The sequence below is a fragment of the Novosphingopyxis baekryungensis DSM 16222 genome, from assembly GCF_000420305.1.
Classification (GTDB): domain Bacteria; phylum Pseudomonadota; class Alphaproteobacteria; order Sphingomonadales; family Sphingomonadaceae; genus Novosphingopyxis; species Novosphingopyxis baekryungensis.
The window spans coordinates 62,445-82,161 of sequence record NZ_ATUR01000009.1 but is presented as its reverse complement, the minus strand read 5'-3'; the positions used below and the strand labels follow the sequence as shown (position 1 = coordinate 82,161).

Annotated in this window: 15 protein-coding genes; 10 read left to right on the top strand and 5 right to left on the bottom strand. The window is 57.5% G+C overall.

Going from position 1 to position 19,717, the window contains the following annotated elements; all coding sequences use genetic code 11:
• Nucleotides 1-151 precede the first annotated feature (151 nt).
• The 3 genes from G410_RS17525 to G410_RS0114330 are packed head-to-tail and all read right to left on the bottom strand — an operon-like array spanning nucleotide 152 to nucleotide 5,653.
• Nucleotides 152-2,839: a hypothetical protein gene (locus G410_RS17525; protein WP_051137318.1), complete on the bottom strand. Its 2,688-nt coding sequence runs from the start codon at nucleotides 2,837-2,839 to the stop codon at nucleotides 152-154.
• Nucleotides 2,826-4,457 carry an NACHT domain-containing protein gene (locus G410_RS17520; RefSeq protein ID WP_211215032.1) on the bottom strand — a complete coding sequence of 544 codons (1,632 nt, stop codon included), beginning with the start codon at nucleotides 4,455-4,457 and terminating at the stop codon, nucleotides 2,826-2,828. Before G410_RS17520 ends, G410_RS17525 begins: the two co-directional genes overlap by 14 nt.
• 23 nt (nucleotides 4,458-4,480) lie before the next feature.
• A complete protein-coding gene (locus G410_RS0114330) occupies nucleotides 4,481-5,653 on the bottom strand; it encodes a Fic family protein (RefSeq protein ID WP_028971520.1) in 1,173 nt (390 codons plus the stop codon).
• Nucleotides 5,654-6,025: 372 nt separating this feature from the next.
• Here G410_RS0114330 and G410_RS17830 point away from each other — a divergent pair, with 372 nt between their 5' ends.
• The 3 genes from G410_RS17830 (at nucleotide 6,026) to G410_RS17515 (ending at nucleotide 8,295) form a co-directional block, all read left to right on the top strand.
• Entirely contained in the window at nucleotides 6,026-6,304 is a 279-nt protein-coding gene (locus G410_RS17830; protein ID WP_211215031.1) for a WGR domain-containing protein, read from the top strand.
• A 404-nt stretch (nucleotides 6,305-6,708) separates the two neighbouring features.
• Complete coding sequence (locus tag G410_RS0114320) at nucleotides 6,709-7,044, top strand: single-stranded DNA-binding protein (RefSeq protein ID WP_022674354.1); 336 nt, start codon at nucleotides 6,709-6,711, stop codon at nucleotides 7,042-7,044.
• Between the two features lie 150 nt (nucleotides 7,045-7,194).
• Complete coding sequence (locus tag G410_RS17515) at nucleotides 7,195-8,295, top strand: hypothetical protein (protein ID WP_156851977.1); 1,101 nt, start codon at nucleotides 7,195-7,197, stop codon at nucleotides 8,293-8,295.
• Nucleotides 8,296-8,348: 53 nt separating this feature from the next.
• On the opposite strand, the gene G410_RS0114310 is transcribed toward G410_RS17515, so the two are convergent.
• Entirely contained in the window at nucleotides 8,349-9,449 is a 1,101-nt protein-coding gene (locus tag G410_RS0114310; protein WP_033317723.1) for a hypothetical protein, read from the bottom strand.
• A 934-nt stretch (nucleotides 9,450-10,383) separates the two neighbouring features.
• Between G410_RS0114310 and G410_RS0114305 the strand changes: the two genes are divergently transcribed.
• The 3 genes from G410_RS0114305 to G410_RS0114290 all read left to right on the top strand — a co-directional run bounded on the left by G410_RS0114305 (nucleotide 10,384) and on the right by G410_RS0114290 (nucleotide 12,801).
• Nucleotides 10,384-11,388: a DUF2493 domain-containing protein gene (locus G410_RS0114305; protein WP_022674351.1), complete on the top strand. Its 1,005-nt coding sequence runs from the start codon at nucleotides 10,384-10,386 to the stop codon at nucleotides 11,386-11,388.
• A gap of 157 nt (nucleotides 11,389-11,545) precedes the next feature.
• The gene (locus G410_RS0114300; protein WP_022674350.1) at nucleotides 11,546-12,112 is read left to right on the top strand and encodes a hypothetical protein; all 567 of its coding nucleotides are present in this window, start codon (nucleotides 11,546-11,548) and stop codon (nucleotides 12,110-12,112) included.
• A 434-nt stretch (nucleotides 12,113-12,546) separates the two neighbouring features.
• Complete coding sequence (locus G410_RS0114290) at nucleotides 12,547-12,801, top strand: hypothetical protein (protein ID WP_156851976.1); 255 nt, start codon at nucleotides 12,547-12,549, stop codon at nucleotides 12,799-12,801.
• A 43-nt stretch (nucleotides 12,802-12,844) separates the two neighbouring features.
• Here G410_RS0114290 and G410_RS0114285 read toward each other — a convergent pair whose 3' ends face one another.
• Nucleotides 12,845-13,096, bottom strand: a complete 252-nt coding sequence (locus G410_RS0114285; protein WP_022674348.1) for a hypothetical protein — start codon at nucleotides 13,094-13,096, stop codon at nucleotides 12,845-12,847.
• A 625-nt stretch (nucleotides 13,097-13,721) separates the two neighbouring features.
• Between G410_RS0114285 and G410_RS18155 the strand changes: the two genes are divergently transcribed.
• Genes G410_RS18155 through mobF form a run of 4 tightly spaced genes read left to right on the top strand, consistent with a single transcriptional unit; the run spans nucleotide 13,722 to nucleotide 19,716 of the window.
• On the top strand, nucleotides 13,722-14,009 hold the full coding sequence (locus G410_RS18155; protein ID WP_162604103.1) for a ribbon-helix-helix domain-containing protein: 288 nt from the start codon (nucleotides 13,722-13,724) through the stop codon (nucleotides 14,007-14,009).
• Nucleotides 14,002-16,404 (top strand): type IV secretion system DNA-binding domain-containing protein, encoded by a 2,403-nt coding sequence (locus G410_RS0114275; RefSeq protein ID WP_022674346.1) that lies wholly within the window; start codon nucleotides 14,002-14,004, stop codon nucleotides 16,402-16,404. The genes G410_RS18155 and G410_RS0114275 overlap by 8 nt, the downstream gene beginning before the upstream one ends.
• Nucleotides 16,401-16,682, top strand: a complete 282-nt coding sequence (locus tag G410_RS18415; protein ID WP_022674345.1) for a helix-turn-helix domain-containing protein — start codon at nucleotides 16,401-16,403, stop codon at nucleotides 16,680-16,682. Before G410_RS0114275 ends, G410_RS18415 begins: the two co-directional genes overlap by 4 nt.
• Nucleotide 16,683: 1 nt before the next feature.
• Nucleotides 16,684-19,716: a MobF family relaxase gene (gene mobF, locus G410_RS0114265; protein WP_022674344.1), complete on the top strand. Its 3,033-nt coding sequence runs from the start codon at nucleotides 16,684-16,686 to the stop codon at nucleotides 19,714-19,716.
• Nucleotide 19,717 lies beyond the last annotated feature (1 nt).

The following is a 19,717-nucleotide window of genomic DNA, read 5'->3' as shown; positions in this document are numbered from 1 at the left end:
GCAGCCCATTTGCTTTGCGCCACAATGTCGGCCGCTGGCTTGGCAAGCCTTGACGCCAGCCTCTCTAAGCTTCGGTTCCAGGAGCGTCCGCAAGATTATTTCTGGCGCTTGATCCGTGAGTTCGGATACCACTTTGTAGAATGACATGATCTCAAACCTCGGAAACGCTTGCTCGTTCGGATAGGTCAATCACAACGATTTCAATCGCAGCGACGTTCGGGTAGTCCTCCGAGATGAACTGCCAATAGCTTTGAAGCGCTTGAGCGAGGCCGTCTAAGGTCACGAGCTTTCCAGCAATCTTCCAACGCCGACCTGTGTTAGTTCCTTGGTGAACGAGTAGCATGATACCATGCCCCCCGTCCTCCTCGCGCAGGTAGTCGCCAGCGAGTTGATTACGCAGACGTTCGCATAGCTTTTGACCCGACCAGCCCTTGTCCAAGAGCTTCAACTCGATTGGTACCGGCGAACGCACTTCCGGGCTTTGCAGCCAGATGTCTATCCGCTGACTATTTGCTATCTCGGGTTCTTGAGCGGTGGTATACTTTGCACCCCAATTCTGGTTGAGCCAGCCAGCGATGAGATTTCGCATCTCGTTCTCGCTCTCTACGCGAGCCCATGTCTGAGCAGGGCTGTCATGGCCGCGCTCCAGCCAATTCTTTAGATCCGAAAGCCTTGCAACCGAGAGATCGAAAAGCTGGCGATTTGTCTCAGGCGTTCGCGATTGCTTGGCTGAGAATTCTTTAATCTGATCGACCGACCATGGTTCGAGATCACCATCTGCCTCAGCCCTTCGACGAGCAACCACCTCCATCCATGGGCGCGCACGCTCGTCCGGGTGTTCCTTGGAGAGCTTGAGCATGGTCTCGTACGCCTCTTTGCCGGGAAACTCTGACAGGAGTTGGAAGAGACGATCACGGGCCTCTTGCGCTTCATCCCTGAGTACGGGCGAATAGACGCCTTGGTCGGCGCGGTTGATATCATCCTCGACACGAATGTAGCGATGCATCAAATAGAAGAGCGCCCGCAGATGCTCGACAGTTCTGAAATTGCCAATACGAGGCCCAGTATCTTCTCCTCCTCGGCGGCCTAGCAATGCAGCCGCAAACATCTCTGCACTAGGTTTCGCATCGTCATCCTCGAGCTCGGAAAGCCAAGCTTCCAGAGCGGGAATGCCCGTGTCCGGCACAGCATCTACCCAGAGCGCAAACCAAGGAGCGGCATCAGCGATCTGTGCAGCGTCATATGCTTGGCTCTTAGCCAAATTGGCCAAGACAGTTGCGTCAGCCCCCCCACCTTTCAAAATATGAACCACATATCGCAATGCATCCGCGTTGCTGAGAGTGTTGTCTTCCAGCCACTCAAGCAGAAGCGGCGTGAGGACCGCATGAAGCCATGGAGAGTAAAACACCAAATCGTGCAGAATATAGTGAATGGGGGCATCAGATTTCGCCGCGCGGAGCTCCCAAAATAGTTCCTTCCCGATCGCGGCGATCGTTAATGCTGGAGCTGATTGATACGTACGCTCAAGCCAGGTCGGAAACCCGTTGAGCTCCCACGTGATATAGCGAAGGGCGTTCTCAATTTCTGCTTCGCTTGAAGTTGAGGGGAAGTCTTCCCTCTCTGCAGCTTCGATTTCGAGTCCCGTCATCGCGAAAATCAACGAGTAGGGGATTGAGGCCGTATCTCCGCCCTCGGAGCGAAGTTCCGGTCGGAAGGCTCGCCAATGGCCCATTGCAGCATCGCGGAACGCTGAGGCTACTGCACTGCCAAATTCTTTTTCAAGAATTCGCCAGTCAGCTGCTTCTCCTCGGCTAGTCCGCATACCATCACCTTCGATCTCCCTCAGGAGCCAGAGCTGATCATTGCTGCATTCGCCTGGCTCTAGCCCAGGTGGATTGCGAACTCGATCTGGATTTGCCTTCAGCCGCGCGATCCATTCACTTCTGGACTGCGCCTCTTCGCGTTCCCGCCGCTTATACTCTTCCTCCCGGAGAGCTTGCCGCTCGCGAAAGCCCTTTTCGCTCTCTGATACCGGCGGGTTGAGCATCTCCGCCAACTGCTGCTCAAGTTCATCCGATCCTGTTACCGCTTGGCGAATTGCGTCCAAGATGCTTTCGTTGCGATTGCTGGAGATGTAGGTCCCAAAGGCCGCGGAGAGGGCAATCAGACGATCTTCCACCACCGTCCGATGTGACACCCAGTTCAATACTCGCTCAAGACTATCTTCACCGAACGAAAAGTAGTGGCCCATGTGACGGACAAACCGATCGTCCCGCATTGGAGGCTGCTCTTTGTCCGCTCGGGCGGTCCGGGCTTGATCGATCGCATACCAGTAAAGACGGTCGTTCAACTCCGACCATTGCGGTACCAGCTCCTGCAGTCGGTTCTTGTATTCATCGATGTCACTATCTCGCCAAAACCGCGCCAGCGGTACTTTGTAGAGAATAGCAATGGCGCTCTCCGACAGGGCAATGTCGGACTTGGCCGCAACCAGTCGCTCGACGGCGTGCATCGCGGGCGCTAAAAGCCACTTGAATTCTTCTGACACTTTGCAGTCGCGCCGCTCGATATGCGGCTCTCGATCCAGGACATCGTTGAACCCAGAGATGAGATCGGCCAGCGGATCTTCGGCATCCGCTTTTCGAGGTGTTGGAATCCGGTCGATGAAATTATGCAATGCAGCCGTCAGCCCCGTAGCCTTGAACCGCTCGTAGGGTGGCAATCGATCGATAGACGCTAGCAACAGTTTCACACTCTGATTGTCGGCCGGCGCCGACTGCAAAACCTCCGCCAAAAGTTCGCGCGGCAAAGTCATCTTTTCTCGCTCAAGCGTCTCCATTGAGTGCCCTCCAAAGCGAGATCTTTTGCTCTTCAGATCCGCAGATCATGACAGCTCGTGTGCTCGCAATTCTCGCATACTTTCCCCTCGACGGGTCGGCTGCGATTTTTAGCAGGGGAGCCACACAGCGCGACATTTCTCCCTGCCAAACCAAGCGACCTAGGAAGAATATCGCATCATCATCGGCGCCAAACCGCTTTATCAATTCGAGTACATCGTCTTCGAGGTCAGGCTGCGCGATGCGAGCGATAGCGCTGTTGTCACGCGCACCGCGATCATCGTCATCAGTGACGATGCGGTGCACGATATCTGCGAGAATTTGTCTTCGTTCGGATAGTGGCAGAACGGCAGGATCGCCTCCCTCAACGGCAATCTCCGGTTTGATAGCAAGCACGCGCGACCTGATCCCCGCATCCTCCAAAATGAGCCACGGGAGTATAGGCCGGAGACGAGGTGCGATTATCTCCTGCCCGTATTGACGGCGGACAATGAGGTCTTCGACTGAACTTCGCGAATCTCCATCCTTGAGCTGGCGGGCGAACCATTCTGCAGCCAACAATTCCCGAACTTCACGGTGACGGAATCGCACAGATCCATACAGAACGTCATTGAAAATTGCCCGCTCAAGGAGTGTATTTATCTCCTCGATGCTTCCCCAGCCATCAAGCAACTGAAAGGCATCAATGCCTTGCCGATGAGGATCGCCCCCGGGCACTAGAATGCCAATTTCTCCTGTAAGGACCACCGCCGCCGCAAGCCGCTGTGCACCCTCGCGCGCCTTCTCAGCTGAAAGTGGTTGGCGACGCTCGCGGTCGGCATCAAACTCGCCGAGCCTGATGTCGATACTCCGACGCAGGAGGTCCCGGCGACTACCCAGTTCCTGGTCCTCGCTCCAGCCAACGAGAATTCCTTCAAGGTCGAACGGCCTGCCGGCGAGATCCTTTAGATCGCGCCGGTCTAGCTGCTCAATCAGACGGTCAACATCTGGGACGGCGCGATGCGCCGCAAACATGCGTATATCATCGCGGTCTAGCGGGCGTAGGACAAAAACACTGGGTCCAGCGTCTAATTCCGGTTCGTCAACGCGTTGTGTTTCCTCGCCCTTCTGTTCTGCTTTTTCTCTGGTGTGAAGAAGATACTGCATGATGAGCGCTCGATCTGAAACGGACCGCCAAGCATAGGGCCGACTTGATATGCAGATATGAGTCCGCGCTTTGGCGTCCTGAATCCGGCCAGCAAAACGTCTGATCGCTTTTTCGAAAGCTCGCGGGTTTTCCAAACGAGCTTCATCGATCGAGTCTAGGTAAAACCATGCTGGTTGCTCAGATTCCAGCCACCGCTTAAACTCGTTAGCGCTTCCAACTTCGAATGAATTTTCGAAGTCCTGGTTGATATCCTCTATTCGGATGAAGAATGCGAAACGTCCGTTTGCGGCCGCGTAGCGTGCCCGGGCGTCCATCTCGTAGGTTTTCCCCGCGCCCGCTTCGGCAAGGATGACGGTCCGGTACCCCTCATCAATGTTAGGCCAACTCTTCCGGCGCCGCTCATCCAGAAGAGAAAGCACCTCATCCTCGTCTCGTGCGTTCTCATCATGCGCAAGTGGTGAGAAATACCGCACCAGTGGAACTGGTCCGCGGGTTGTCATTCGTCTCCTCCTGCTACGGGAGGATAGAGGCGCGGGAACCATCGTTCCGCTATCGAGGCCGGAAAAGCCAGGCGCAGAGGAGCTCGCGTGGACGCAGCTTTCAGCATGCCACTCTTGACGAGCTCGGATGTCACCTTTCTCGCCGCACGTTCCTCGTACCCCGTCAACATTGGCACCTTGCTGCGCTCGACCTCACCAGCAAGCGCTGCCTCTCGGAGTACCATGAAGCTACCTTTTGGCAGCCGCTTCGCTCGGATCTCTTCCTCAAGATGGATTTCCATGCGCCTAAGGAGCTCTTCTGGCTCTAGCAACTCAGCCATGAATCGGACCTGATCGAGGGCCCGATCAAGAAAGAACTGACTGAATACAACCAGGCCAGTCTGGGTCAAATTACCTCGGCCATCGCGGTCGCCTTGTCGCGGTGCATCTGCGTTCATCAGCAGTGCTTTATAACGCTGCTGCTCGCGGGCCAGACCGCGCGCGACCGACCACAAACTCGTGCCAATCCCGAGCCGCTTGAGCAATGCGTGGCTCATGAGCCTTGCCACTCGACCGTTGCCATCGATGAACGGGTGTATCCAGAGCAGGCGATGGTGAACTGCCCCAACGGACTGGATCTGCCGAAGCTTTGAGAGCGGCGGAGAGGCATATGCCTTGTCAAACCGCGCCAAGAATTTGGGCACTTCCTGAAAAGGAGGGGCTATATGACGTCCGACCACGACGTCGCGCCGCCTTAGTTCACCTGGGACGACTGCTACTTTCTCGCCTGTATCGGGATGATCCACGTAGAGCATGTCCTCCGGAAGACGCTCGCAAAACTCTTTGTGGAGCCATCTGGCATAAGCTGACGTAGCGGGCCAAATATCAGGATCTCGACCTTCATCGATCAATCGCTGCACATGGATATGCGCGACAGCCTCTTGCTGGAGGTCGCGTTTTTTGGGCTCGTCAGAGAAGTTGTCGGCCAAGGCCCGTTCGATATCGCGGGGGTGAGTGTTGTGACCTTCGATTAGATTGGAGTAGTAGCAATTCATTGAGCGGACGAGGTCGCCAACGGAAGCCTGTAGGATCGGATGTACTCTCCCGGCGAGCCGGTTCGCCTCGCCCACCAGAGCGACAGCACCGTCCTCCAGATCTCGGACCGCCTCCTCGGGCAGCATAGGCTCCATCGCCGAAACATCCATGCCGGTTTTTATGCCGGTTTTTATGCCGCTTGTATATACTGTATCTAAGGGATTTTTTCGGCTATCGTTGCCCTCATTATGCCGGTTCTCGGGCCGGATAGAATTCTACAGGCTCGCGAAACGTTTTAGGGCTGCCAAAAAGGAGACATCAAATATTTGAGAGCTAATATTAGATCCGCGCCGCCACCGCTTCCGCAGCGGACCCGCCCAAGAACAGACAGTCCGCAACCGGCCCCAGAAGTTGACTTTCCAAACAAGGCTCTAAAAGTCGTTTGATCGCCTGACTGAATCACTGACACGTGGGTGATTCAGAAAATGCGTTTAGCGTGAAGAGCAGCGGATGCCATACTCTGTGGCATGTCGCTTACCGATCTCGCTGAATGTCCTACGATCCTGCTTGCAGCAATTGATCCCGACCGCAATTGCGATCGCCGGTACCGGATCGAGCGCAGCGTGGATCTTTTCGGACATCATATCGTCGAACTTTGCTGGGGCAGAGCAGGGTGCCGCGAGCGGCGCAGATGTCTATCGGTGCCAGATGAAGCGCGCGCAGTCCGCCTGGTCCGTGCTGTTCTTGCCCGGCGCAGCACCGCACCCGGTCGGATTGGTGTCGCCTACAGGGCCCTCAACAGCTGACCGAGCCTCCCAGCGGCTGACCGCTGAGAGCCAGGCCTTTCCCGGTACATAAAGCACAGCCACGCGGCTTGCCTGCCAATGATGACGCCGGGCTGCCCCGCAGCATGAGGGACAAAATGGTCTGCCAATGTGCGACCGGTCTTTAGCGCAGCCGAGATGCCGATAACTGTGTGAGCCGTCGCATGCGTGTCCACGCGCATGTCCGCCGCCCAGTGCCCATGCCCTTCTGGTCGGGATTAGGGCCAACCCAAAAATTCCGAGCCGTGTTGCTCGCTGCGCTCGCGCCCGCACCACCTCGGTTTTTTGGGTTCCCCGCGCACGGGTGCGCGGTGTCCCATCCCTTCCGGCAGGGCTCGTTAAGGGCACCGGCGGACAAGCCGTCGGAACATCTGGAGGCATACAACATGAATATCGTCACCCTCATCGGCCGTCTGGCCAAAGACCCCGAAGCCCGCGATACCGCAAAGACCAAAATCACTCAGCTGCTTCTGGTTACGGAACGCCCGCGCATCCGCGATGGCAAGGTCCAGAAGAATCCCGAGACCGGCTATACCGAGACCGACGCTGAGTTTCACACCGTCACCGTCTTCAGCGGCATGGGTGTTCCCGTGCGCGAGCATAAGGCGAAAGGCGACAAACTCGCTGTCACCGGGCGGATCCACTATACGCGCTGGCAGGATGCCGAAGGCAACGACCGCTACGGCTGCGAGATCATCGCCGACAACGTGGAGTTCATCTGACCCGGCCCCTCGGGCGGCGCTGCGGCGCCGCCCGCTTCCTTTCACACGAAAGTGTTGCCATAGATCAGGCAGGTTTCATTCGGCTTTGCCGGCTATCGACTGACAGACGAGATTACGACAATGCCAATACAACTTACCGGGCAGGCGCAGGTGCGCAGTAAAGACGATGGTCAGGTCTATACTATCGCCGCGCGCGAAATCGACTGGGACCAGGTCGGCAGTGATGACCGGAATATGGGGCTTGAGGTTCACTACCGCGGCGACATCACGCACCCTGTGCTTGGCGAATTGTCATGGACGGCCTCGGAATATCCGGTTGGTATGTTCAACGATGCCGACAGCGCAATGAACGGCCATACGCTGGTCAGCAATTTCAGCTTCGATAGCGATTTTGGCGAGGACGATGACTGGGATGACGGATCCGGCCCCGAACAGACAGTTGAACTGACTGAAGAGCAGCTGACTGCCCTCACGCCCGAAGAGCAGCAGGAGCACCTCGCCGTGTGGTTCCACTCGCAATTTTGGGATCCGGCGCAGGAAACGCCGTATAACGGGCGCGAAGGCGGCTACCAATATGTCTGGGGCGGACCCTATGATGCGCAGTCCGAACTGGAGGACAAATTCGCCGGCATCATCGACGAGGGCATCATTGCTGCTGCCACCGAAGAGATTGAAGCGGACGGCATTACCGACTGGGCTCCCTCGCCGCAGCACCCCGATCAGTTACAAGCGGCCGAAGACTATTACGAGAGCTTGCGCGAGCCCACGCTGGCAGACATCGAGGCGGCCTTAAAGAGCGGGGTGAAGCTCGATTTCAGTTCGCCTGCTGCCGCCGAGGCGGCCGCCGAGCTCAAACGCTCCGCCGAAGCGCTCATTGCCGCGCTCGATGCGCGGCAACCGGTCCATGGCGGGATGGGACATAATGGACCCGCGCTTGACGATGCGGGCAATCCGCTCCCGGACGGGTTCGAAGACGACCTGCGCAAGAGCGCCGTCGCCATTGCGGCTGAGTTTGAGGCAGAAACCCCTGATGTCCAGGCCGTTGTAGCGGCCACATCGAACCTGCAGCGCTTGCGGGCATGGCTCGCGCCCAAGGCAGATCTTGCTGCCGACGAATTCGCCAAGGCACTGGGCAAGAACGCAGCACGAGGGGCCATTGTTCTTGGGGGGCTGGTCCTGGGATCGATTGTGCCCGGGCTCGACATTGTCATCGACGCAGGTTTGACCTGGCTCCACGCGCTCCTCGTCTGATGACAGGCTTTGCGAATGGTGCCGCTCTTTGGAAATCCTGACGCCCAGCGGCGCTAGTCGAGAAAAATCTCCGAGCGGAAAAGGTCGCCGATCCTCAGGCTTGCGCTGCGCGCATCACCCTTCGCAGTGCTCCTGGTCTCGGTGCCTGCGCTTGCCGCGAAACTGCCGAAGTCCGGATCAGGCGATGTGGGATTTTCGCGCAGCTGGGCCAAAATATCCTCGTTTATACCTTGGCGCAGGACCACGCGGGTGACTTCGCTATCATCGAGCATCACGGGCCGGGGCAGGGTGATGTGCTGTTCGCGTCCGCGATATCCGTTCTCAGAGAACATGCCGGGCCGTTCGGCTCGTTCGAGCTCTTCCTGCGCGCGCGCATTGCGCATGTCGACATAATCGCTGCGCGCCTCCTCCTGGCGGCGCATCCGCGACCGCATGGTCCATGGGTACATGCCAAGCGGCGCGGCGGTTGCTTCTGCCGTCGTTTCGAACCCGGACAGCCGTAGCGCTTTGGAAACTACCCCTCTGGCTGCCGCATCTTCCGCCAGGTAGATCTGCGCTTCGTCCAGACGAAACGGGTCGTCAGGCTCAGGATCGATGATGGTCAGGCGGCTGCGATCTCCATCCTCCACGCCAATTGAAAGTCCGCTGACCAGACGCTGACCGGTGTGACCTGGCGGGAATTCGATCGAGCGTTTCTGGGCAATCCCGCCGGTCGGCGGCGGTCCCGCCAGACCCAGCTGGTCTTTGCTATATTGCGTTCCAGACTGCGTGCCCTTGCACTCCACGATATGCCAGACCCCTGATGTGTCCTGCGCTACAAAATCTGGCGATTTGTTGGGACCGCGCTTCGCTGTACGGCGCTGCGAGGCGCCCACCGAGGCTGCAATCCGGTTCATAAAATAGCGGCCATCGACGATCCGGCTGAGCGGCAGACGCTGGCTGAGCCAGACCATTGGCACACCCATACCGAAATCATCGCTCAAAATGGTTTTCTGGTGCGCATCAAGATCCGCAAAGCTCCTCGTCAGGCGGAGGTCCGGATCTCCTGCGACCGCAGCCAAATAGCGCACCCATGCCCAGAATTCGCTCAGCGAAACACCCGTCGATGATGTCGGTGTGGTCAAATAGCCGATCATCAGCAAGACAGACGGCATATTGATCTGGTGGGTGGCACGTCCCGCGTGAAAGGCAGATGGGAACGCAGGGATCTGGCCCGGGCCGGGCCATGTCTTGTGTTTCACATCGACGATTAACGACCGGTCCATGCTCGCTGCAATAGCTTCTGAGTACCGCCGCGCAACACGCAAAATATTTGGTTGCTTGAGAGGCATAGTTGCTCTGAAATCGTGGTGCCGCCTCCAGATCTTCGATCAGGACCGCGCTCTATTGCGCTAGCCTCCTCGCGGCCCTGGCTTTGCCGGGCCCGCTTCGTCAGCAAGCTCCACCGAGCCACCTATGGCGTCTCGGCCCATTCGGGTGACGATCGTTCGCTTCGCCTGGCGGATAGCTGCGGGTCGCGCTTTCGCGCTGCAGCAGAATGAGCGGGGCAGGGGCATCGTCTCGGCCGGTGGCCGGGCCTTGCGCATAAGTGATTGGCCCCGCAGGCTCTCGGTCCCGCCGTTCGCGGCCTACCGGCCACAAGCACGGCCGCCGACACATGCCGGCGTCTCGGCCTGTGACGCGCTCGCCCTGTCTGGCCACGGCTCCTGCGGGAGCCCGTTCTTGTGTTGGCGGAGTCAGTTGGCAGAGTCAGGCGGTGTTCCCGCTGTTAACCCGTTCGCGGGCCGGTCGGGCGGATCAGCGGGGCTGTTCCGCTCACTCCCGCCTCTCTTGCTTCGGGGCGGGAACCTCACACTCACACACACAGGAACACCTGCCAAAACATATCGGCCTCCGGCGTTTCGTAAAGGATCGCGGTCCCCCCAATTTTCACAGCGTCAGCAAGCTGTCGCTTTAGAAAATCGGTTCCCCCGCGCCCGCATGGCGGCGGCGTCCGCTGACGCGTCCTGCCGTCCCTGACTGCACGCCTCTGGGCCGATGGGTTTGGGGCAGTTCCCATGGTGGGAGCGATACCAATGGAGGCTTACAATGCAGACTTTCAACACTTTCGCCGATCTCGCAAAGGCACGCATTCAGAAAGCGGATGCACGTGAAGACACGACGTCATCCTATGATGGGGCCTTCCTCGAACATACGGATATGGCGAAGCTCTCCGTCGTTGATGCACCGATCAGTGCCGACATGCCCGATCCCGACATGGCGCGCTGCGCGGTCGAGATGGCCATTGGGACAATCTTCGATGTCCTGAAGGATACGAGGATGGAAGAATTCGCGCAGCAGCTAGCGTGGGGGATGGTCAACTCCTTCCACATGACCGCACGTCTGGTCGAAAATCGCGAAGACGACGCTGCCAAGAAGCTGGGTGACCTCTCGCGGCACTTCGACCCGTCGGAGATTTATCAGACCGAGCTCGAAGAAACGCAAATACAGTGCCAGACGCTGCAGGGATGCCGTGAAGCGCTGGAAGCGATGCGCGGCCATGCGTCCGACGTCTACCGCGTCGAAACGGGCCGCGTCTTTCAGGCAAGCAGGGGATCGCAGGTCAGCAAGAACGGCGTTACCGCAAGCCAGATCCAGTCGCGGGACTTCCTCGCAGCACGCGCAAAAGACCGCCGCGCGCAATTCCAACCCGAGGGACCAATGGTCGTCGTGTCGGGCGGACATACGGGATGGCACGACTACGAGATGATCTGGGATATCCTGGACGATATCAAGGGCCGCATTCCAAGCATGGTTCTGGCAACGACCGGGTTGCGCAAAGGTTTCGACGCCATGGCGAGCAGCTGGGCGCAAAAGAACGGGGTCAATACGATCACGTTTGCACCAGATGGCCGTCACGGCAAGCGGGCTCCGTTCTTGCGTAACGAAAGCATGGTCAAGCTTGGACCAGTCGAAGCGATCGTCGGCGAGGGTACGGGCATTCAGGCCAACCTTGCACAGCGGCTCCGTCAGGCGGGCGTCCCGCTTCACATCCGCCGTCTGGACGATCAGCGACCGGCCAGTGGCGGGAACCGGCAATACGCATCAGCATAGTGCCACTCGGGAGGCTCCGGCTCATGCCGGAGCTTCCCTTTTTTCTTCTGCGATGCTGCGGGGCTCAGGGGCATCGAACCCCTTCGCCCCGGTCAGGATTGGTCTGGACCCATAAAGGGGAGGGGGAGGGAGGGTTGTAGCACCATAGGAGGCTAAGATGCTCGTCACCTTCCGGATCAAAGATACGGTCACAATGCTTCACTCAAAGCCGGCTGAAATTTCATTCCGAGAACTCGCCAGCCTGATGCAGAAACTGCATATCAACAAGGCCGACCTCGATGTCGATCCCGACCAGCTAGAAGCGGCGCCGCTCAACTTCGAAGTGAACGCAAATGTGCTATCGATGGCTGAGTTTACAACATGTTTTGGGCATCGCGTAGAGATCATCGCGATCGTCGAAGAGGCGCAATTCCTTGGACGAACATTGCGGATCGAGCATCCCAATATGCGCGCCCCGATCACAATGAAAGTCTCGGAACATATCGCGCTCGGACGCGAAATGATAATGGGTCCAGAACTTGCAGCAAAAGCACTCTATTGCCTTGGCCGTGACAGTGATGAACCCGGCGAACTGAAGCTGGATGACCTTCAGGGGCTGCCTCAAGATCATCGGATCCATGAGGCTTTTGTGCGGGCAAACATTACTCCTGTGTATGACAGCTTTTCGAAATTGGCGCTGACCGATTGCGGCGACCAGCGGCCGATGCTCGAATGGTCTTCATGACCACACGGCCTGCTCTACCCTGCAATCATTGCAGCGCGTGAAAGGTCGACAAGGCAGCGATTTCGATCACCGTTCCGGGCAGAGGATTAGCCTCCGATCTGCCTGGAAAATCCAGAGGGTGTGCGCAGTCCAACGACCGTGCATACCCTCTTTTCATGCTTTCGAATTCGGGCAACCGGCGGTCATTATCGCTCATGCCGAGAGGGCGCTGTGACGCTCAAAGCCTCCCGCCAACGGCACGTCCACCACCATCGCCATGAGCACTTTGGCCATGCACGGTTCAACCACTAATTTCCCGACCGTGAAGTTGCTGCGCAACTTCCGCACCACTCGAAAAATTAGCGGTCAAGCCTCCGCTTCGCTCCGGTGACCCGCGCAGCTCCAAAGTGCTTCTTCATGGCATGGCGGACGAGCCGCCAACACAGGAGGCTAAAATGTTTCACGACACAGAAATTTCAACCATGGTGCAACTGGTAACGACCGCCGAAGCAGCCCAGGCCATGGCCATGGATGACAAGATCCTGCAAGCCGAGCAGCGTTCATTCCACAGCTTCTTCGATGTCCACGTGATTGCAAAGGATGACGGCTCTTACAGCCTCTTTGAAGAAGCGGATTACGGCGAACTTCCTACACATCTGATAGACGATATCATCTATACCGCTCAGGGAAAAATGAGCGACGAATACTGAAGGAGCACGGGCGCGTTCCGGCGCGCCCAAGTGCTTCGACAATTCAGGTTGCAGAAGCGCTTTGAGGCGCTGGCGTTTCGATCTTTTCCAGCGCCTCGATTGCCGTTTTCGGCTTCACCTTCAAAGCCAGTTCGAGCAGTCTTATCGTGCGTTCAACGCCGACGCGCTTTGACAATTTATCGAGTTGCTTTTTTGCCTCTTCCTTTTCCATCGCGGCGAGCTTCTTCTTGCGCTCCGCCAGATCAGTTTCGGCAGCTTTTAGTGCAGCGCGTTCGCGTTCGACTTTCGATACCATGACAAGCTTTCCTTTCGTCTCCGATGATGGCCAGAATGATGAACCATTCTGTCTCTCATTTCGAGACTATTTTTATGCAATCTGCTTTTGCGCTTCTTGTTGTCCGTTCCGCTTCGCCTGAGCTTGTTCGCCTTCTGGCTTGGCTAGGAGGCTTCTCTCGCAGCCGCCTGATCCGTCGAAGACTGCTACGCGGTCTTCGCGTCTCGCGGCTTCGCGAATGACTGGATTCATACCGCTGGCAAGACGCCGTCTGCCATGCTTCCTCCAGGGATCATCTCGGCCTTTGGCCGGCGATCCCCTCGGGAAAACACATGCCTCAAACGATTCCCCAAGAAGCTCCCAGGTCCATATCCCTCCAAGTCCCTAATTCTGGCACACCGAACACGGCTGCACCGTAGCTTCCTGCAGCAAGATTGCCGCTCTATATCAGATGTTTAGCTTGCGGCCGGCCTCCATATACCGAACTGCAGTCGGCTGCAGCTTTTCGCCACATTCGCGTTTCGCAGGTAATTACAGGATGTTACGGCTGCAGCCGGCTGCAGGCTGCAAAACCCTTTATCTTGAGATTTTTTTGGCTATACTGGCCATGCGATATCCGAGCCACGCGAGCCGAAAGGTTTGCTTGGTGAACAGATTACAAAGTGTCGGGGTCACGCTTAACCCCCAGGTGATCGAGAAGATCGACGAGCTCGCGAAGCTTCGCGGCGTCTCTCGATCAGAAGCGATCCGTATATCGGTCGATATCGGTCTACCGCTCCTAAATCTTGGCATTGCACTCAATGCCGAACGCGCCCTCACCATTCTCGAGCATACCCAGCTTGCGCTGTCTCTGCTGGTTGAACGCCAATATCCGGACGATGTCCCGCAGCTCGTCAATATGGCGCTGAACAACGTGCGCGAATATCATGGCTGAAGACATTCGCTTCAGCAAAAAGGCGCAAACGCTAACGCACGATTCCGCACGCGGAAAAGTGAAGCGCAATGCCAACAATTTCACGCGCGGCTCGCAGCTCTTTCATCATGAAGTGTTGATGACCTGGGCGGGCGCGAAATTGCCCCTCTATGTGTGGCTCGCGACCTTCATTGTTTTGCTATCCAGTCTCGGGTTTTTCACATTCAAGAACCATGAGGTTCATCTGGTCCTCATGCGTTGTCTGGCGACGCTTTGGGAATGGATGTCCCTCAACCCCTTGAAGGCAGTCAATCTAACACTGCCCTCAGGCAATGTCGTTGCCGGTACGATGCAAATGATCCCGTATCATCCGGCGGTCGAAGCGGCCTGGGCCAAGATGATTCAGATCACTGTGTCATCAGTGCTTGGCGCATCATTCATTTGCGTGCCGCTGACAATCTGGTTTGTCGACTTTTCACGCAGGCGCGGCTCTGACATTCTTACCGAAAGGCATGAACGCGGCGCGGTGCTTGTGGACCGCGACATGCTTAGAGAAGCTGTTGATCGGCACAACTGGGATGAACACGCAAAGGAGTGCAGCGATCGCACTCCGAGTGTCGATCCGAAAGCCATTTTGAACACACGATTGAAGGACCGCGTCAAAGACGGGTTCCATGCACCTTACCGGCTTGCCGGCGTGCCTGTGCCGTGGCGTCTGGAACAAAGCCATTCCATGTTCATCGGTACGACCGGCGCAGGTAAGACGACCGAGCTCAAAAAGATCGTCACGCAAGCGCGGGCGAGGGGCCACCGCTGCGTCATATTCGATCTCACGGGCAGCTTCGTTGAAAGCTTCTACGATGAGAACACGGACGTTGTCCTGAACCCGATGGATAAACGCTGCGAAGCGTGGTCGATATTCAACGATTGCGAAAGCTATGCGGAGTTCATGAGTGCAGCCACCGCGCTCGTTCCAAGCGGCCATAATGCTGAAGATGATTTCTGGCAGAAAGCAGCGCGGACGCTCTTCACGGAAATGTGCATGAAGATGCTCAAGATGGAAGTGCGTTCCAATGGCGGCCTCGCCTATTTCCTGATGCAGTCCGATCTCAAGACGATCAGCAAACAGTTGGAAGGAACGCTCGCTGGTCCGCTCATGGCACCGCAGGCCGCCAAGATGGCAGAGTCGATCCGTGCGACATTCAATACACACGCAAACGTGCTGCGGTTTCTTCCCGAACCCGGTGAAGGACGGCCTCCATTTTCAATCAACAAATGGATGACCGAGGACATCAAGGACGGCTCGATCCTGTTCATCACCTCCACACATCCGGATTTGGTTCTCAACCGTCCCTTGCTGACTCTCTGGATGGACCTAGCCGTCAACGCGCTCTTTCGTATGGGCCGCACCCGCAATCTGCGCACATGGTTCCTGCTCGACGAGGTTCATGCGCTGCACCGTCTGCCTGCCATTGAACATGGTCTGCAAACCGCAAGGGCCGTTGGCGGCGCCTTCATCCTCGGGATGCACTCATTCGACAAACTGGAAGAAACCTACGGAGAGAACGGGGCGATCAATCTGGCTTCGCTCGCCCGAACGAAACTGATCCTTGCGACCGCAGATATCGAAACTGCGAAACGCTGCTCCGACTTCATCGGCAGCCGCGAGGTTCGGCAAATGGATGAAGCCTATTCCTATGGCTATAATAACAGCCGCGATGCTTCGACGATCACGCCGCGCAAGCAGGTCGAAGAGCTCGTCATGCCGGACGATATCACCAATCTTCCCAGCTTGCATGGATACGTCAAATTCCCTGACGGGTTTCCGGCGGCACGCATCAAGCTGACATGGCAAGACTATCCGCAGCGCGCTGAAGGTTTCGAGCGCGTGACCACCATGCGCGCCGCTGAATATGTTCCTAGCGATGAAGAAGCCGCGGAAATGGGTGTCGACGGGCGGGAAGGGGAGGCACCTGAGAGCAAGCCGGTAGAGCAGCTGGATCTGGGTGATGTCGAAAAGTCAGCGGCAGAACATGAAGCAGATCGTTTGCGCGAGGAAATGGAAGGCAGGACCGCAGGACTTGCCTTGAATGCTGAGCGGACACTGGAGCGTGACGCTCAGCAAACCTCGAAGGGCCCCAATGCAGATCAGGCAAATGCGTTGGCCAAGCTTGGCTATGGCGCGAACCAACGGGATGCCGAGAAGAACACTGAACGGACCCGGTCAACGATCCGGAGCGGTCAAGAGCGCGGTATAGCTGCAAAAGACCACCGAGGAGGGCATCAAACCGCCAAGGGGCGTCCCGACGACCAGGAAAGCGAAATCATGCGCGAAGAACGGCGCGGCATGGCTGTCATCGACGAGAAAGACCGCAACCATCACAGTGTTGACGACGACATGGAGATGGGCCGGTGAGCAAAGCCTCCATCCCTTGCCGTGAACCAGCTTTCTTAATCAGCCTGGGACGACGACTTCGCGCCGCGCGCACGGCAGTGTCCCTTGCGCAGGCTGAGATGGCCGCCAGGCTCGATATCGCCCGCCAGACCCTCATCTCCTACGAGACAGGGCAAACTGATCCTCCCAGCGGGCTTCTCGCCCAGATCTGCAATGACTTTCAGATCGATGCCGGTTGGCTTCTGATGGGTTCGGCAAAGCTACCAGTGAGCAGCAAACAGCGGGCGAGGGGAGCCTGATATGCTGTCAGTCGCATCAGTCGTATCCGCCGGCGGCGCTGCAACCTATTTTGCCAAAGATGACTATTATGTCGGAGATGGCACCAATGTTGGTGAATTGAGCGAGTGGGGCGGTAAAGGAGCCGAAGTCCTTGGGCTTTCCGGCGAAGTTTCAAAAGAAGACTTCGAGAAAATTCTCGATAGCAAGCTTCCCGATGGCACGCTCGTCAATAGCAACGAAAACCGCCGCGCTGGCATAGACCTCACCTTTTCGATGCCGAAGTCCGGCAGTCTCATGATCCAGCTAGGCGACGACAAGCGCCTTCTCACAGCGCAGGAAAATGCCGTTAAATCGGTAATGGGCTATCTCGAGCAAAACATGGCCGAGAAGCGTGACTATTCGCGCTCTTCGAGCGGCGAGGGCGTGAAGACGGGCAACCTGGTCTATGCCCTCTTCCAGCATGATACGAGCCGGAAGCTGGACCCTCAAAACCATACACATGCTGTCATTGCGCCAATAACGCAGGACAAGGATGGCAACTGGAAGGCGCTCTGGAACGGCGAAATCTGGAAAAATAATTCCGTCCTGGGCTCGATTTACAATGCGTCTCTCCGGACGGAATTTGAAAAGCTAGGCTATCAAACCGAGATTACCGGCAAGCACGGGCAATTCGAGATCAAGGGCGTCGACCGTGATGTCATCGATGCTTTCAGCCAGCGAAGACAGGAGATCTTGGAGACTGCCGCGAAGCTGGGGAGGGGCGCCAACGAAACAGAATCCCTTCGCGAAATCACCAAGAGGACGCGCGATCCCAAACTCAATCCAGACAATAAAATTGAGCTTCGCGCAGAGTGGCACGGCCGCGCTGCAAAGCTTGGATTCGACGCCAAGGCCATGGTCGAACAGGCGAGGGCCAGGACCACTGATGACAAAGAGCAGAAGCTCGGAACACCTGCGCAGGTTCAGGACCTGCTCAAGACCATCCGAGATACCGTCAAGATCTATACCCGCCCGGCAGATGATCTCGCAACGAACGGATTTGCACGGACGCTTCTCACACCAACCGAACTGCGGACGGAAATTGCTACCGCGTCAGCAATCCGGGTCGTCGGAGAGCGGGAGACATCATGGACCAAAGGAGAGCTGATAAAGACCGCTCTCGATCTTGGGATCAAAGGTGTGACCGCCGGCGGTGTCGAACAGCGAATGGGGCAGCTGGTCAGCAGCGGCCAGATGCTCGAAGGCAAAACAGACCGGCTCGATAAGACGGTCGAGAACTTCACGACCCCGGAACATCGCGACATCGAAAACGCGATCCGTGACAATCTGGCAAGCGGCAAAGATGCCAGTCCAGGCTTGGTTGCAGCTGGCGATGCGCCAGGACGCTTGAGCGAGGTGTCGGGAGATCATGCCCTGAACGCTGAGCAAATCGCGGCCGGCACCATGGCCTTGTCGAGTGACGATCGCACAGTCGTCATTCAAGGCGTTGCTGGCGCTGGCAAAACCACTCTTATTTCCGCGATCGCCAGCGTCGCGCACCAGGAAGGCAAGGAGGTGATCGGCCTCTCCTTCGCCAACAAGATGGTCAACGATCTTCGGGGCGATACCGAGATCCGTGCGCCGGGCGGCGAGCTCATCCAAGGGGGCATAGAAGCCAAAACGGTTTCGTCGTTTCTCAATCAGCATCTGCGCGGAGCGATATCGGGAAAGGGAGCAAACTTCGAAGCGTCCAAGGCAGCACTCAAGGACAAGATCCTCGTGCTGGACGAAGCGTCACTCGTGGCTAACAAGCCGATGAATGACCTGTTGATGGTGGCTAACCGGCTAGGTGTCGAAAAGCTCGTCATGGTTGGCGACAAGGCGCAGCTCCTCTCCATCGAAGCAGGTAAAGCGTTCTCGCTGATCCAGAGCGACAATCCTGCAATGGCGCGGCTCGATACGAGCCTGCGGCAGCGCACCGATCATATGAAAGTCGCCGCTGGTCTGGCGCGCTCCGGCAATTTCAAGGAGAGTTTTCAGTCGCTGGGCGCGCGCGTCATTGAAGCTGGCAAAGATCATCTCGAAACTGCGGCCAAAACCTGGCTTGCCCTGCCGGACGGGGACCGCGGCCGGACAGCCATCTATTCGTCGGGACGCGATGCGCGGGCCTCGCTTAACCGAATGGTTCAGGACGGCCTGCGAGCCGAAGGCAAACTAACGGGCGAGGGAAAGCCGCTTACCACCCTTCTTCCTGCGCACGCGACACGAGAAGAACTCCGCTACACGGCAACATATCAGAAAGGGCAGGTTCTGGATGTGGTGCGCCGCAACGCGCCGGACGGGCTTCAGAGGGGCCGCTACCAGGTCCAAGGCATCGATAGCAAAGACCGCGTTCGGCTGACCGACGAAAATGGCCGGAAGACTACGCTGGACCCGTCCAAGATCGATCCCGCTGATCGGCGCGATGCCTTGCGGCTTTCCGAAAAACATTATGAGAAGATCTATGAAGGCGACAAGATCAGGTGGACCGAAAAGGACGACGCTCGCAGGCTCATGAAGTCTGAAGAGGCGAAAGTCCTCGGCATTAAAGGCGGTGTTGTCACCATAGAAAACAAGCTTGGAGAAACCGTCGAGCTCAAGCAGAACGACAAGATGCTGGAGCGCATGGGGCTCGCCTACGCCCTCAATATGCACCAGGCTCAGGGTGACACGCGCGACATGGCGATTGGCGAGATGCACTCGTCTGCGCGCCACCTGTCCAACCAGCGCCTTGCACTCGTCATGATGACCCGCGTCCGTGACGACATCACCATAGTGACCAACGACCGCGAACGGCTCCTGAGCCAGATCGGCCGCAATCCCGGCGACAAAACCAGCGCGCTGGAGACGCTTGGGATCAAACAGATCGAGGAAATACGGGAAACGAAGGTCCACGCGGACTTCAATCCCAAGATTCCAGACCACCTACGCGGCAATGGCGACAAGCTCCCGCCTTTGCCAAATGTCGACCGGGAAAGCCTTCGCGCTGTTCCGCAAATCGACCTTCCAGAACGGAACATCGAGCGGAGCAGATAGG